Origin of the sequence: Mesobacillus subterraneus, assembly GCF_023715485.1 — a bacterium.
GTDB lineage: Bacteria > Bacillota > Bacilli > Bacillales > Cytobacillaceae > Mesobacillus > Mesobacillus subterraneus_B.
In genome coordinates this window covers 78,652-94,120 of record NZ_JAMBOF010000016.1, presented here as the reverse complement: position 1 = coordinate 94,120, position 15,469 = coordinate 78,652, and the positions used below count along the sequence as shown (strand labels likewise).

Annotated in this window: 10 protein-coding genes; all 10 read left to right on the top strand. The window is 46.2% G+C overall.

Going from position 1 to position 15,469, the window contains the following annotated elements:
* Window positions 1-349 precede the first annotated feature (349 nt).
* Window positions 350-1,777, top strand: a complete 1,428-nt coding sequence (locus M3204_RS19240; RefSeq protein ID WP_251486309.1) for a sodium:solute symporter family protein — start codon at window positions 350-352, stop codon at window positions 1,775-1,777.
* Window positions 1,778-1,907: 130 nt separating this feature from the next.
* Window positions 1,908-2,594 carry a heptaprenylglyceryl phosphate synthase gene (locus tag M3204_RS19235; protein WP_251486305.1) on the top strand — a complete coding sequence of 229 codons (687 nt, stop codon included), beginning with the start codon at window positions 1,908-1,910 and terminating at the stop codon, window positions 2,592-2,594.
* A 76-nt stretch (window positions 2,595-2,670) separates the two neighbouring features.
* Entirely contained in the window at window positions 2,671-4,902 is a 2,232-nt protein-coding gene (pcrA, locus tag M3204_RS19230) for a DNA helicase PcrA (RefSeq protein ID WP_251486302.1), read from the top strand.
* Window positions 4,903-5,044: 142 nt separating this feature from the next.
* Entirely contained in the window at window positions 5,045-7,051 is a 2,007-nt protein-coding gene (ligA, locus tag M3204_RS19225) for an NAD-dependent DNA ligase LigA (RefSeq protein ID WP_251486299.1), read from the top strand.
* 14 nt (window positions 7,052-7,065) lie between these two features.
* Window positions 7,066-8,241: a CamS family sex pheromone protein gene (locus tag M3204_RS19220; protein WP_251486297.1), complete on the top strand. Its 1,176-nt coding sequence runs from the start codon at window positions 7,066-7,068 to the stop codon at window positions 8,239-8,241.
* A 221-nt stretch (window positions 8,242-8,462) separates the two neighbouring features.
* A complete protein-coding gene (locus M3204_RS19215; RefSeq protein ID WP_251486294.1) occupies window positions 8,463-8,942 on the top strand; it encodes a hypothetical protein in 480 nt (159 codons plus the stop codon).
* A 164-nt stretch (window positions 8,943-9,106) separates the two neighbouring features.
* Window positions 9,107-10,654: an L-glutamate gamma-semialdehyde dehydrogenase gene (gene pruA / locus M3204_RS19210; protein ID WP_251486291.1), complete on the top strand. Its 1,548-nt coding sequence runs from the start codon at window positions 9,107-9,109 to the stop codon at window positions 10,652-10,654.
* Between the two features lie 1,154 nt (window positions 10,655-11,808).
* On the top strand, window positions 11,809-13,404 hold the full coding sequence (gene aceB, locus M3204_RS19205; protein WP_251486287.1) for a malate synthase A: 1,596 nt from the start codon (window positions 11,809-11,811) through the stop codon (window positions 13,402-13,404).
* A gap of 53 nt (window positions 13,405-13,457) precedes the next feature.
* Window positions 13,458-14,738 carry an isocitrate lyase gene (gene aceA / locus M3204_RS19200; RefSeq protein ID WP_251486284.1) on the top strand — a complete coding sequence of 427 codons (1,281 nt, stop codon included), beginning with the start codon at window positions 13,458-13,460 and terminating at the stop codon, window positions 14,736-14,738.
* A 217-nt stretch (window positions 14,739-14,955) separates the two neighbouring features.
* On the top strand, window positions 14,956-15,390 hold the full coding sequence (locus M3204_RS19195; RefSeq protein WP_251486281.1) for a YueI family protein: 435 nt from the start codon (window positions 14,956-14,958) through the stop codon (window positions 15,388-15,390).
* Window positions 15,391-15,469: the final 79 nt, after the last annotated feature.

The following is a 15,469-nucleotide window of genomic DNA, read 5'->3' as shown; positions in this document are numbered from 1 at the left end:
AAAATGTTTGACCAACGATATACAATGGCCAAAAAGGGGTAGTCAGGCAGCCTCGGCTGCCTGACTACCCCTCCAAATATAACTCATGGAGTATGGATGCTTACACATAATTCTTGACGGAACCTATAAAAAAGTTATTTTCGCTATAAAATCCAATTTTTCGCTATAAAAAAGTTCAATTTCGCAATAATCCTTATTCAGATAGAGCTAAAATCAATTCGGAAGTTCAACCTTAAAGCATTTTCGCGCTATCGCTTGTTTATTCCGTGAAATTTTCATGGGTTTCTTGCTTAATTGCTAACTTTTAAGGGTAGGGGGTAGGTAAATAGAAAAGATTTGGAGTGAGTTGATGGGGGCTAGTCTGACGGTAATTGCAATAGTAGTTATTTATTTAGGAATCATGGTGTGGATTGGATACATATCCTCGAAAAAAATCAGTGACAATGAAGATTTCCTTGTTGCGGGACGCAAAATGGGACCGTGGCTGCTGGCGGGAAGCCTGGCTGCGACTGAGGTCGGCGGCGGTTCCTCTCTCGGCGTTGTTGAAAAAGCGTATGGAGATTGGGGGCTTTCTGCAGTATGGTATGTCATCACGATGGCGATTGCGTTCATTGTTCTTGCTTTCCTGGCGCCGATGTTAAGAGAGGCTGCTGTTAAAACGGTACCGGAGTATTTCCGCAGGAGGTATGGAGAAGCGAACTCTCTGATTACGTCGATCATCATGCTGTTGCCGATGGTCGGGTTGACGGCGGTGCAGTTCATCGCTTCAGCAACGATTCTTTCCGTTATGACTGGCTGGAGTTACACAGTTTCGGTCATAATCGTCACAGTGGTCGTCACGTTATACAGCGTAATGGGCGGCATGTACAGTGTGGTTTACACCGATGTGGTTCAATGGATTTTCATCATTGTCGGAATGGCATTGATCATTCCATTCACGCTTGAGGCTGGCGGCGGATTTGAGCAGGTGACAGCCAGTATTCCAGAGGCGAAATGGAGCCTTGTCGATGGAGCCGGCTGGGGGACAATCTTGTCGCTGATTGTCATGTACATTGCTTCATTCACTGTCGGCCAGGAAGCAGTCCAGCGCTACTATTCTGCTAAAGACGGCAAGGCTGCAAAACAAGCATCTTATATAACATCTTTTGTTTATGTGCTATTCGCATTTATCCCTGCGGTGATCGGGTTGTTCATGTATGGAATGGTCCAGAACGGAACGATTGACGGGACGATGCTGATGGAAAGAGGCGCTCAGTATGCATTACCGGTCTTGGCGATGGAGGTTTTACCTGATGTCGTTACCGGTATCCTGTTTGCTGCATTAATTTCAGCGACGATGTCGAGTGCATCAAGTAATCTATTAGCGGCGGGATCTATTTTTACAAATGATATTTACCACCAATATATTAATAAGAATGCTCCCGATAAATCTCTGTTAAAAGTGGTTCGTTATACAATGTATGTCGTATCTGCCTTCAGCTTGCTGACGGCAATCTGGAATGTTTCAGATATTATCACATTACTAATGTTTTCTTTTACATTAAGAGCGGGCGGAGCCTTCATTCCTTATGTACTAGGTCATGTTTGGGAGAAAGCGAGCCCGGCAGGAAGTCTTGCATCACTTTTCCTGGGAAGTCTTACCGTTTATCTTGGGGAAAAAGGCCATATCAGCTTCTTCGGACTTGAGCCAATCTATCTGGCATTAATCGTTAGTGGCGTCAGTTTTTATGTATTTTCAAGATTGTTCACTGAGCAATACGAGCATCGAGACTTATAAATTTTTGTTAAAGGCGTTCCCGGCATTGGGACGCTTTTTTCCGCTCCCGCAACCTTATGTTTCCTTTTTGTATATAAGCAACAAATGCTATAATGGTGGAATGGAAAGATAGAATGGGGGCAATTCAAGGATGTACGACGTTCGCGAGTGGAGACATGTGTTCAAACTCGATCCAAATAAAGAGATAACTGATGAAGAACTTGATAGAATTTGCGAGTCTGGAACCGACGCGATCATGGTAGGGGGAACGGATGGAGTCACTCTCGAAGGAGTCCTTGATTTAATGTCCCGAGTTCGCCGTTACACGGTTCCATGCATTCTCGAGGTTTCGACGATCGATTCGATCACACCCGGATTCGATTTTTATTTTATCCCGACGGTCCTGAACAGCGGAAATCCGCAATGGATCACCGGCCTGCATCATGATGCGGTCAAGGAGTATGGCGACCTGATGGACTGGGACGAAATGAAGATGGAGGGCTATTGCATCCTCAACCCTGATTGCAAGGCGGCCAAGCTGACTGAAGCGAAGACGGAGCTTTCCATCGATGATGTCAGAGCCTACGCAATGATGGCGGAAAAAATGTTCAATCTGCCCATCTTCTATTTAGAATACAGCGGCACTTATGGCAATCCTGAGTATGTCGAGGCAGCTAAAAGTGTCCTCGAAAAAACTGTCCTCTTTTATGGCGGGGGTATTGAAACGGCACAGCAGGCAGCGGAAATGGCTGAATATGCAGATGTCATCGTAGTAGGCAACGTCGTTTACAGCAATCTTGATGAAGCAGTGAAGACGGTAACAGCAGCGAAAAATTAAGATGATGGACAAAGTTGTGTGTCCCTTTGTTTTGAGATAAAATAAGAACAAATGTTTGTATATGGTGGTGGAGAATGTGCAATTTTTAACGGATAAATTATTGAATGGCTTGAACCCGGAGCAGCAGAAGGCTGTCAAGACATTGGACGGGCCTTTGTTGCTCATGGCGGGAGCTGGATCGGGAAAAACGAGAGTACTTACACACAGGATTGCGTATTTAATGGTGGAAAAAGGGATAAATCCTTATAACATCCTGGCGATTACGTTCACGAATAAAGCAGCGCGCGAGATGCGCGAGAGGATCCAGAGGATGATGGGCGGCGCGGCAGATGATATCTGGATTTCGACGTTCCACTCGATGTGTGTGCGGATCTTGCGCAGGGATATTGACCGTCTTGGGTACAGCCGCAACTTCACAATCCTTGACTCGACCGACCAGCAATCGGTCATCAAGTCGATCCTTAAAGATAAGAATATGGATCCAAAGAAGTTCGATCCGCGTGCGATTCTTGGAACGATCAGCTCAGCAAAAAACGAATTGATCACACCGGAGGAATACGCGAAAACAGCGGGCGATTATTTTTCGCAGAAGGTCAGCGATGTGTACGAAGAGTACCAGCGCAGGCTGCGCAAAAATAATGCGCTTGATTTCGATGACCTGATCATGACAACCATTACGCTGTTCATGCGTGTGCCGGAAGTGCTTGAATTTTACCAGCGCAAGTTCCAGTATATCCACGTCGATGAGTACCAGGATACGAACAGGGCGCAATATATGCTTGTAAAACTTCTTGCGCAAAGGTTCCAGAACCTATGTGTTGTCGGTGACTCGGACCAGTCGATTTACCGCTGGAGGGGTGCGGACATCGCGAACATTCTTTCATTTGAAAAGGATTATCCGAGAGCAAGTGTCATCTTGCTTGAGCAAAATTATCGTTCAACGAAGAAGATTTTGCTGGCGGCGAATATGGTCATTCAGAACAATATGAACCGTAAGCCCAAGAACCTTTGGACTGAAAACGCTGAAGGCAACAAGATCATGTATTACCGTGCGGACAGCGAACAGGGAGAGGCCCAGTTCGTCATTGGTAAAATCCAGGAGCAGATGCGCAATGGCCGCAAGCTCTCCGATATCGCCATTTTATACAGAACGAATGCCCAGTCGCGTGTCATCGAGGAATCGTTCCTGAAGTCGAACATCGATTACACAATCGTTGGCGGCATCAAGTTCTATGACAGGAAGGAAATCAAGGACATCCTTGCCTACCTTCGTTTGATTTCAAACCCTGATGATGATATCAGCTTGCAGAGAGTTATCAACGTACCGAAGCGCGCAATCGGCTCGACATCGATCGATAAGATTGCCAATTTCGCAACGATGCATGACCTGTCGATGTTCCAGGCGCTCGAAACGATCGAAATGATCGGACTGAGCCCGAAGGCAGAAAAGGCAGCGGTAGAATTCCGCAACTTGATTGCGAATTACACACGCCAGCAGGAATACCTGTCTGTGACTGAGCTAGTTGAAGAAGTCCTGGATAAGTCCGGTTACCGTGAAATGCTTAAAGCGGAAAAATCGCTTGAAAGCCAGAGCCGCCTTGAGAACTTGGATGAATTTTTAACCGTAACGAACAGCTTTGAAGAAAGCAGTGAAGATAAAACCCTTGTCGCATTCCTGACTGACTTGGCGCTGGTAGCCGACATTGACCGTCTTGATGATGACGGCCAGAAGAAGACGGATGTTGTCACGTTGATGACGCTCCACTCCGCGAAAGGTCTTGAGTTTCCAGTCGTCTTCTTGATTGGGTTGGAAGAGGGAGTATTCCCGCACAGCCGTTCATTGATGGAAGAGATGGAGATGGAGGAAGAGCGCCGTCTGGCTTATGTGGGAATTACACGTGCTGAGGAAGAGCTGTTTATCACGAATGCCCAGATGCGTACATTGTTCGGCCGCACAAATATGAACCCGGAATCAAGGTTCATCAAGGAAATCCCTGCAGAACTGATTGAAGATGCAGCTCCGAAACCAAAGAGGCCATCACCGCTAAGCGGCGGTGCCAGACCAGCCACTTCAACAAGACAGCCATTGCCTCAGCGAGGAGCGGTATCCCGCCCGGTCGCGGCAACAAGCGGCGGCGAGGAAATCAGCTGGAAGGTTGGGGACAAAGCACAGCACGGCAAGTGGGGAACAGGCACAGTAGTCAGCGTAAAAGGCTCCGGCGAAGGATTGGAGCTTGATATCGCGTTCCCAAGTCCAACAGGAATCAAACGATTGCTGGCAAAATTTGCGCCGATTACAAAGGCTTAATTCTCTTTTAATGTTGGCTATGCTAAAGACATTGTTGATTTTAGGGTCTCTGTTGATGGGAGCGGAAATCAACAGTTTAATTTAGCTCAGCCTTAATGACAGGCATTAGCTTATTCACCTCATTTATGAAAGGGCTGGATTTATGGATTTTCAGAGCGCTGAAAAAAAAGCCAAGGATTTGCAAAATCTGCTTAATCAATATAGTTATGAATATCATGTGCTTGACCAGCCGTCAGTTCCTGATGCGGAATACGACCGGCTGTTGAGAGAACTGATTGAAATCGAGGAGCAATTCCCGGAACTGCAGACCCCGGATTCACCTACCCTGCGTGTCGGCGGCGAGATTTTAACGATGTTCAACAAGGTGCAGCATGCCATTCCGATGTTGAGTCTTGGCAATGCCTTTGGCGAGCAGGATCTCCGTGACTTTGACCGCCGGGTGCGTCAGGGTGTTGGCGATAATGTCTCTTATGTATGCGAGCTGAAAATCGATGGACTTGCAGTTTCGCTCATTTATGAGGATGGAATGTTTGTCCGCGGGGCCACGCGCGGCGATGGGACGACAGGTGAGGATATTTCATCTAACCTTAGGACAATCCGTTCATTGCCAATCCGCCTGAAGGAGCCAGTCTCCCTAGAGGTGCGGGGCGAAGCATTCATGCCGAAGAAATCGTTTGAAGCATTGAATAAAGCAAGAAAAGAAAGAGAAGAAGAGCCGTTTGCCAATCCGCGCAATGCTGCAGCAGGCTCATTGCGTCAGCTCGACCCTAAAATTGCAGCATCAAGGAACTTGGATGTATTCCTTTATGGAATTGCCAATATCGGCGATACGGGGATTGATTCCCACAGCGAGGGATTAGATTTCCTAGAGAGGCTTGGATTTAAGACAAATAAAGAACGCCGCAAAGTTGCAGACATTGAAGGTGTCATCGAGTATGTGAATGGCTGGGTCGAAAAGCGTCCGAACCTTCCATACGACATCGACGGCATTGTCATTAAGGTTGATTCACTAGACCAGCAGGCTGAGCTTGGCACAACGGCAAAAAGCCCTCGCTGGGCAATCGCCTACAAGTTCCCTGCTGAAGAAGTTGTTACTACATTAAAGGACATTGAATTAAGTGTCGGCCGGACGGGTGTCGTTACACCTACAGCGATTCTTGAACCGGTTCAGGTAGCTGGAACAACGGTTGGACGAGCTTCGCTTCACAATGAAGATTTAATCCGTGAAAAAGACATTAAAATCGGCGATAAAGTCGTCGTCAAGAAAGCCGGCGACATCATTCCGGAGGTCGTAAACGTTCTTGCGGAGCAAAGGACCGGTGATGAAGTAGAATTCCAGATGCCGACCCATTGCCCTGAATGTGAAAGCGAGCTCGTAAGGATCGAAGGAGAAGTCGCACTCCGCTGTATCAATCCTAAGTGCCCTGCACAGATCAGGGAAGGCTTGATCCATTTCGTATCCCGCGATGCGATGAACATCGACGGACTCGGGGAAAGAGTCGTCAGCCAGCTATTTGCAGAAAAGCTGATTAAGGATGTAGCCGATATTTATAAGCTGACTCGCGAGCAGCTGCTGGCCCTAGAGCGAATGGGTGAAAAGTCAGTCAACAACCTGCTGTCTGCAATTGAAACATCCAAAGCGAATTCGCTTGAAAAGCTAATGTTCGGCCTGGGCATCCGCCTTGTCGGCGCGAAAGCTGCAAAAACACTTGCCCAGGAATTCGGAACGATGGACCAGCTGATGCAGGCTTCGCGTGATGAATTGACGGCAATCAACGAGATTGGCGATAAAATGGCCGATTCTGTCGTAACGTATTTTGACAGTGATGAAGTAAAGGAATTAATTTCTGAGCTAAAAGCTGTTGGCGTCAATTTGGAATACAAGGGACCAAGAAAGGTCTCTGTTGAAGACTCTGATTCATTTTTCGCAGGTAAAACAGTCGTCCTGACAGGGAAGCTTGAGCAATTGTCAAGGAACGAAGCGAAGGAAAAAATCGAGGCGCTCGGCGGCAACGTAGCCGGCAGCGTAAGCAAGAAGACCGATTTGGTTATTGCCGGTGAAGATGCCGGATCGAAACTGACAAAAGCAGAAAGCCTAGGGATTGAAGTGTGGAACGAGGAGAGAATGCTTGAAGAATTAAATAAGTAAGAGGTGTAAACGCCATGAGGAAGCTCTCAATGGTCGCTCTATCGCTTGTCCTTTTGCTGACGGCCTGTGCGCCTAATTTTCAAAAGCAGGAAGAGGTCGTCCAAAAGAAGGATGATGACACAAAAGAAAAAGCGATTATCCCGAAATACAAAATTTCGGACGAATATTACCGGACTATCATGCCATTTGAGCCAGGGGAAGCCCGTGGCATGGTCGTTAACAATTTAAACACGCGCTACGACATCACTGAGTTCGAGACAGGTTTAATGCGTATTGCGCAAAACTCATATTCCACTGACAAATACGTGTTCAAGGAAGGGCAGTATCTTGACAGCAGGACAGTGGGATTGTGGCTGAACAGGAAATTCACAGAGGACCAGCTTAAGGAAGAAAAGTTGAAAAAAGACGATAACATCGGCTTGAATCCGCTTGACTCCGGCAAAGGGGACGTCCACGACCGTAATAAGAAGAATCCTATTTATCTTGCCCATATCCTGGAACACAACTACCTTGTCCAATCAGGGGAAAAGGGGACATACCAGCTCGGCGGCGTGGCAATTGGGCTGGCGCTTAACTCAGTCCATTATTACCAGGAACAAGCATATGGCGCTGTCTATGAAAAAAACATTCCCCGTTCCGTCCTTGAGGCAGAAGGGAAAAAGATTGCCCAGGAAGTCGTGAGCAGGCTAAGAGGAATCAAAGAACTGAAAGATGTGCCAATCACAATCGGATTGTTTGAACAGGAAAGCAGGTCTTCGGTCGTACCAGGGAGCTTCTTCTCCTATGCTGAGGTTTCCCAGGGAAGCAGCAACATCGGGAGCTGGAAGGATGTAAAAGAAGATTATATCCTCTTCCCTTCAGAGAAAGCAGAGAAGGAACACAGAGATGACTTAACCTTCTTCCAGAACTTCAAACAGGACGTAGAAGAGTATTTCCCTAACTTCAATGGCGTCGTCGGAAAAGGCTTTTACCTGGATGGCCAGCTTCAGGAAATCAACATCAACATCCCGATCCAGTTCTACGGAAAAGCTGAAGCCATTGGATTCACCCAATACGCAACCGGACTCGTCATGGAGCATTTCCCGAACTACGTATCCGTACAAGTCAGCATCTCATCCGTCATGGGACAGGAAGCACTAATCGTCAAGAAACCTGACCAGGATGAACCGTTTGTGCATATTTATCAGTAAAAAAGCAAAGAGCCGAGCGGCTCTTTGCTTTTTTTATTGCTGCTGGAGAGATGGAACCATTTTTAGCATAAGAATATGTGCCTGAAGTGACGAGGAAATCTGGATTACGGTCTCTAAGCGGTTTGCGTGTTTAAATCTATTGCCATAATTTAATGCTTAAGACTGTATCTAACAGTCTTTACGAATCGTCTTAATTAGAAAATTGGTTTAAGGGGGAATCAATGTTGCGGCTATGGTCCTTAGGAGGTATGCTTCTCATTTTATTATTGGCAGGTTGTTCGCAATCTGGATCAATCGCTGTCACAGAAAAAGATAAACAGGAGATTGAAAGGTACATCCGCCAGGAAGTGATGTCACCCAATTTTGGCGGAGAGATTTTCAGTGCCTATGAAATACTGGGGTCGGATGAAAACAAAGGTGAACTTTACTTATGGGCACTCATCCAGGAATACTACAAAGAAGGCACTGGAATTGAGCAGGGCACAGGCATGTCCGTTCCGATGGTACTGAAGATTGACCAAAGCAAAGATTCATTTGAAGTGATAAGTCATACGCTGCCAAGAGACGGAAGTCTTTATGCAGAGGATATTAAAAATCTGTTCCCTTACCTTGCAGGAAGGAAAGCACTTGATCATCCAGACAAGGTAATCAGCGAATTAATTGAAGAAGCCGAAGCCGAAGCAGAACAGAAACTGAAGTGATTTATAGACAAGGTAAAAAAGAGTGGAAATACAACATTTCCATACTGAAAAATAAGAAAATTCTCAATCCAATACTTGCTAGTACGTTGCCATTGAACACTTTGAGACTCTCATGATAGAATGGGTAAGGATGTAAACGTTTTAATACATAGGAGGGGATAGGAATGGTTCAGCCATACAAACACGAGCCTTTCACGAATTTTAAAGATGAGGAACACCGTGAAGGATACCTGACAGGTTTGAAGACAGTAGAAGGCTATCTCGGCCAGGATTACGACTTGGTGATTGGCGGAGAGAGAATCTCGACTGAAGACAAGATTGTATCTTACAACCCATCCAATACTGAAGAAGTTATTGGACGCGTTTCCAAAGCAAACCGCGACCTTGCTGAAAAGGCTATGCAGGCTGCAGTGGAAGCGTTCAAGACTTGGAAAAAAGTGAAGCCTGAAACACGTGCAGACGTTTTATTCAAGGCTGCTGCGATCATTCGCCGCCGCAAGCATGAGTTCTCAGCACTTTTAACAAAAGAAGCAGGTAAGCCATGGAACGAGGCAGATGCTGATACAGCTGAAGCAATCGACTTCCTTGAGTACTATGCCCGCCAAATGCTAAAAATCAAAGACGGTATGCCAGTAAACAGCCGTCCAAATGAATATAACCGTTATGATTACATTCCTCTTGGAGTGGGAATCGTTATTTCACCATGGAACTTCCCATTAGCGATCATGGCTGGTACAACTGTAGCAGCAATCGTTACTGGTAACACAGTTCTACTAAAGCCGGCTTCTACAACTCCTGTAGTTGCTGCTAAGTTTGTTGAAGTGATGGAAGAAGCAGGTCTTCCTGCTGGCGTTCTTAACTTCGTGCCAGGAAGCGGCGCTGAAGTGGGCGACTACCTTGTTGACCATAAAGACACTCGCTTCGTAAGCTTCACAGGTTCACGTGATGTGGGTCTGCGCATTTACGAGCGCGCTTCAAAATTAAGCGAAGGCCAAATCTGGCTTAAGCGCGTCATCGCTGAAATGGGCGGAAAAGACACGATGGTTGTCGACAAAGATGCTGATCTTGAATTAGCTGCTCAAGCGATCACGGCTTCTGCTTTCGGCTTCTCAGGACAAAAGTGTTCTGCATGCTCACGTGCAGTCATCGTTGAGGATGTATATGACCAGGTTCTTAACCGCGTAGTGGAGCTTACAAACGAGCTTAAGCTTGATGATCCAACAGATCAAAGCACATTCATGGGCCCTGTAAATGACAAGGGTGCGTTCGACAAGATCATGAGCTACATCGAAATCGGCAAGGAAGAAGGCCGTTTGATGACTGGCGGCGAAGGAGACAGCTCAAAAGGCTACTTCATCAAGCCAACAATCTTCGCTGACCTTGATCCGAATGCAAGAATCATGCAGGAAGAAATCTTCGGACCAGTTGTTGCTTTCGCAAAAGCGAAGGACTTTGACCACGCGCTTGAAATCGCGAACAACACTGAATACGGCCTGACTGGAGCGGTTATCACAAGAAACCGCGAAAACATCCAGAAAGCCCGTGAAGATTTCCATGTCGGAAACCTTTACTTCAACCGCGGCTGCACAGGCGCAATCGTTGGTTACCAGCCATTCGGCGGCTTCAACATGTCAGGAACAGATTCAAAAGCTGGCGGACCAGACTATCTGCTTCTTCACATGCAAGCTAAGACTACTTCTGAAATGTACTAATACAGACTTGGAATCCCCTTCTCGTTTTGAGAAGGGGATTTTTTGTGTGTGATCAATTTTGGATGAAGTTACTTTTGCCAAAGCAGAGACGTTCCTTTTACCGTTTTGGCAAAAGAACTGCAATTTGGGTAAAAGCAGAAGGTTTCCTTTTACCGTTTTGGCAAGGGAACTGCAATTTGGGTAAAAGCAGAGGCATTCCATTTACCGTTTTGGCAAGGGAACTGCAATTTGGATAAAAGCAGAGTGTTTCCATTTACCGTTTTTGCAAAGGAACAGCAATTTGGGTAAAAGCAGAGTGTTTCCATTTACCGTTTTTGCAAAGGAACTGCAATTTGGGTAAAAGCAAAGGCATTCCTTTTACCTTTTTTGCAAAGGAACTGCAATTTGGGTAAAAGCAGAAGGTTTCCTTTTACCGTTTTGGCAAAAGAACTGCAATTTGGGTAAAAGCAGAAGGTTTCCTTTTACCGTTTTGGCAAGGGAATTGCAATTTGGGTAAAAGCAGAGTATTTCCTTTTACCGTTTTAGCAAGGGAACTGCAATTTGGGTAAAAGCAGAGGCATTCCATTTACCGTTTTGGCAAGGGAACTGCAATTTGGGTAAAAGCAGAAGGTTTCCTTTTACCGTTTTGGCAAGGGAACTGCAATTTGGGTAAGAGCAGAAGGTTTCCTTTTACCGTTTTGGCAAGGGAACTGCAATTTGGGTAAAAGCAGAGTGTTTCCTTTTACCGTTTTTTCAAAGGGACTGCAATTTGGGTAAAAGCAGAGTATTTCCATTTACCGTTTTTGCAAAGGAACTGCAATTTGGGTAAAAGCAGAGTGTTTCCATTTACCGTTTTAGCAAGGGAACATCAGTTTGGGTAAAAGCAGAGGCTTTCAAAATGACACTTGGATACAATACCTTGTTCTCGGTAGTTCTTTTCCACCTTAAAGATTTGGCTGTACATGAAGAAAATATCAAAACTCTAAACCTTGATATACCGAACCTCCAGACTCTTTTTATCCTGAAAGATGGTCTCTTTGTGTCTAGGGCAAATTCCTCAATCTTAAAAATTTTTCAGAAAAATTTAGCAAATCAGTTGCAATCTAAAATCTCTGTTATATAATACATATTAGAGTTATTGATACTGTACTATAACAAAGGGGTGAAGACAGTTTATGTCGACACAAACTACAGGAATTGAAATAGTGGGCAGCATGAAAACTGGATACGAAGAAATTTTGACACCTGAGGCTTTAAACTTTGTAGAACAGCTTGAAAGGCGCTTCGGAAAACGCAGGGTAGAATTGCTGGCAGCACGTGAAAAGCGCCAGGAGGAAATCAATGCAGGGAAGCTGCCTGGTTTCTTGCCGGAGACGAAGCACATCCGTGAGAGTGACTGGACGATCGCACCGCTTCCCAAAGACCTGCAGGATCGACGAGTGGAGATCACTGGTCCGACTGACAGGAAGATGATCATCAATGCGCTTAATTCCGGAGCGAAGGTTTTCATGGCTGACTGTGAAGATTCAACATCACCGACATGGGAAAGCATCGTAGGCGGGCAGATCAATTTAAGAGATGCGGTCAACCGGACGATTTCATTTGAAAATCCAAACGGAAAAAAATACGAACTTAGGGAAGAAACGGCTGTTTTAATGGTTCGCCCAAGAGGCTGGCACCTAGAAGAAAAGCATGTATTGCTCGATGGCAAACCGATTTCAGGAAGCTTATTCGATTTCGCGATGTACTTTTTCCATAACGCGAACAAACTTGTGGAGCAAGGAACAGGACCATACTTTTATCTTCCGAAAATGGAGAGCCACCTCGAAGCACGCCTTTGGAATGATGTGTTCGTTTTTGCACAGGATGAACTAGCAATTCCACAGGGAACGATTAAAGCAACTGTTTTGATTGAAACGATTCTTGCTTCATTCGAAATGAATGAAATTCTATATGAACTGAAAGAGCACTCTGCCGGTCTAAATTGCGGCAGATGGGATTATATCTTCAGCTATTTGAAAAAACTTCGCAGCCAAGATGATGTGATTTTACCGGATCGTTCGCAGGTGACGATGACGGTTCCGTTCATGAGATCATACTCGCTGCTGACAATCCAGACTTGCCACCGCCGCAAAGCACCGGCAATGGGCGGGATGGCCGCGCAGATTCCGATCAAAAATGACCCTGTGGCAAACGATGAAGCCTTCGCAAAAGTGCGGGCCGATAAAGAGCGTGAAGCACGCGATGGACATGATGGGACATGGGTAGCACACCCAGGATTGGTGCCTGTTGCACTTGAAGCATTCAACCAGGAAATGCCAGAACCAAACCAAATCAATTCAGGTAAACAGTTGGATATCGAGGTAAAAGGTGAAGACCTGCTGGCTGTACCAGAAGGGACTATAACAGAAGCTGGCGTACGGATGAACATCAATGTCGGCATCCAGTACGTTGCTTCCTGGCTGAATGGCCGCGGCGCTGCTCCAATCCATAACCTGATGGAGGATGCTGCAACAGCGGAAATTTCACGTGCCCAGCTGTGGCAGTGGATCCGTCATGAGAAAGGCGTTCTCGATGATGGCCGCAAAGTCACTGTTGAAATGTATCAGCAGCTAAAAGAAGAGGAACTTGAGAAAATCAAGCAAGAAGTCGGCGAACCAGCTTTTGAAAAAGGTAGCTTCAATCAGGCGGTAGAGTTGTTCGATGAACTAATTTTAAATGATGAATTTGTTGAGTTTCTAACATTGCCAGGTTATCGAGCGCTGGCTTAATAGATTGATAGTTTAAAAGTTTATTAAAAACCAAACATTAGGAGGAACAGATAATGACACAAGATCGTGTAAAGCAATTGCAGGAAAGCTGGGAATTGGATAGCAGATGGGCTGGAGTGGAAAGGACGTATACGGCGGAAGAGGTCATTAAACTGCGCGGATCAATCGATATTGAATATACACTTGCCCGCCGTGGCGCGGAAAAGCTGTGGAAGCTTGTGCATGAAGAAGATTTCGTCAACGCCCTTGGCGCATTGACAGGAAACCAGGCAGTCCAGCAGGTAAAAGCAGGCCTGAAGGCGATCTACTTGAGCGGCTGGCAGGTTGCGGCTGATGCGAACCTCTCCGGAAACATGTATCCAGACCAGAGCTTGTATCCTGCGAACAGTGTTCCTGCAGTTGTGAAGCGAATCAATCAGGCTCTTCAGAGAGCGGACCAGATTACTCATTCTGAGGGCGACAACTCAATCGATTGGTTCGCACCGATCGTCGCTGACGCTGAGGCCGGTTTTGGCGGTCAGCTGAACGTATTCGAGCTGATGAAGGGCATGATCGAAGCTGGCGCGGCAGGCGTCCACTTTGAAGATCAACTTTCCTCTGAGAAGAAGTGCGGACACCTTGGCGGTAAGGTTCTTCTTCCAACGCAAACCGCTGTACGCAACCTGATTGCAGCACGCCTTGCAGCTGACGTAATGGGCACGCCAACCCTGATTGTTGCCCGTACGGATGCGAATGCAGCGGATTTGATCACGAGCGATGTGGATCCTTATGATGCTCCTTTCATCACGGGCGAAAGAACTCCTGAGGGATTCTTCCGCGTGAAACCAGGTCTTGACCAGGCGATTGCCCGTGGCTTGGCTTATGCTCCATATGCTGACCTGGTTTGGTGTGAAACATCCGAGCCGGATCTGGATGAAGCGCGCCGCTTTGCTGAAGCAATCCATGCGAAGTATCCTGGAAAGCTGCTTGCTTACAACTGCTCGCCATCATTCAACTGGAAAAAGAAGCTGGATGACAAAACGATCGCAAAGTTCCAGGTCGAGCTTGGCAAAATGGGCTACAAGTTCCAGTTCGTCACACTTGCTGGCTTCCATGCCTTGAACCACGGCATGTTCGAACTGGCTCGCGGCTATAAAGAGCGCGGTATGGCTGCTTACTCTGAATTACAGGAAGCGGAGTTCGCAAGCGAACAGTATGGCTACACTGCAACAAGGCACCAGCGCGAAGTCGGAACAGGCTATTTCGATGAAGTATCAATGGTCATCTCCGGAGGAACGTCCTCTACTACTGCGCTAAAAGGTTCAACAGAAGAAGCTCAATTCACAGCTTCTTGATGAACCCAGTTAAGGGTTGTCTCTCCGCCTAAGCCTTTCGGCCCGGGCGGGGGTTTACCATAGTTGATGTTGATTTTTCACCTTGCATTCTCCTATTTTTGGCCTTCTCTTCGGTTTGAAGAGGAGGTTTTTTTGTCTAAAATAGGTTAACCTTAAATTAGCACAGTCTTTTGGGTAGATTCATACATAGTAGTAATGGATTTAGGGAGGTGATTGGATGAGCAACAACAAAATAGATGATTATTTGCAGCAGGGAATCCATGGAGCAAAGCAGACGAAGCCGGATGAAAGAAGGAGATTCCTTACAACGTTGCGCGAGAGGGTAGTGATCGCACTTACTCAGGCGCAGGTGATGAAAAAAGGTGTCGAACCGCAAATTGAGCAGCTCATGGACGAAAATCCCCAGGCCCACCTCTTTTTAAATGGCAATATATCATATACCTATTTATCCAAATACATTAAAGCAGCGGAAAAAAGAGACATCGAATTTACGATTGTCACGAACAAGGAGTATGACTCTGAGCTGGGACTCGTTTTGGCGCATGATCATGCAATTGACAAAGAAGATATCTATCTTTCGAAAAAAATAAGCCCGGTTGCACAACCGGCTAAGGAGAAGAAGGGGTTCTTTTCGAAGTTGTTCAGGAGATAAATGTGAGCATGAGCGGCCGTTAGCGGGTCGCTCTTTTTATCTGCTTGTCTAATAATCGCAAAAAACGCTGCTGAGCATC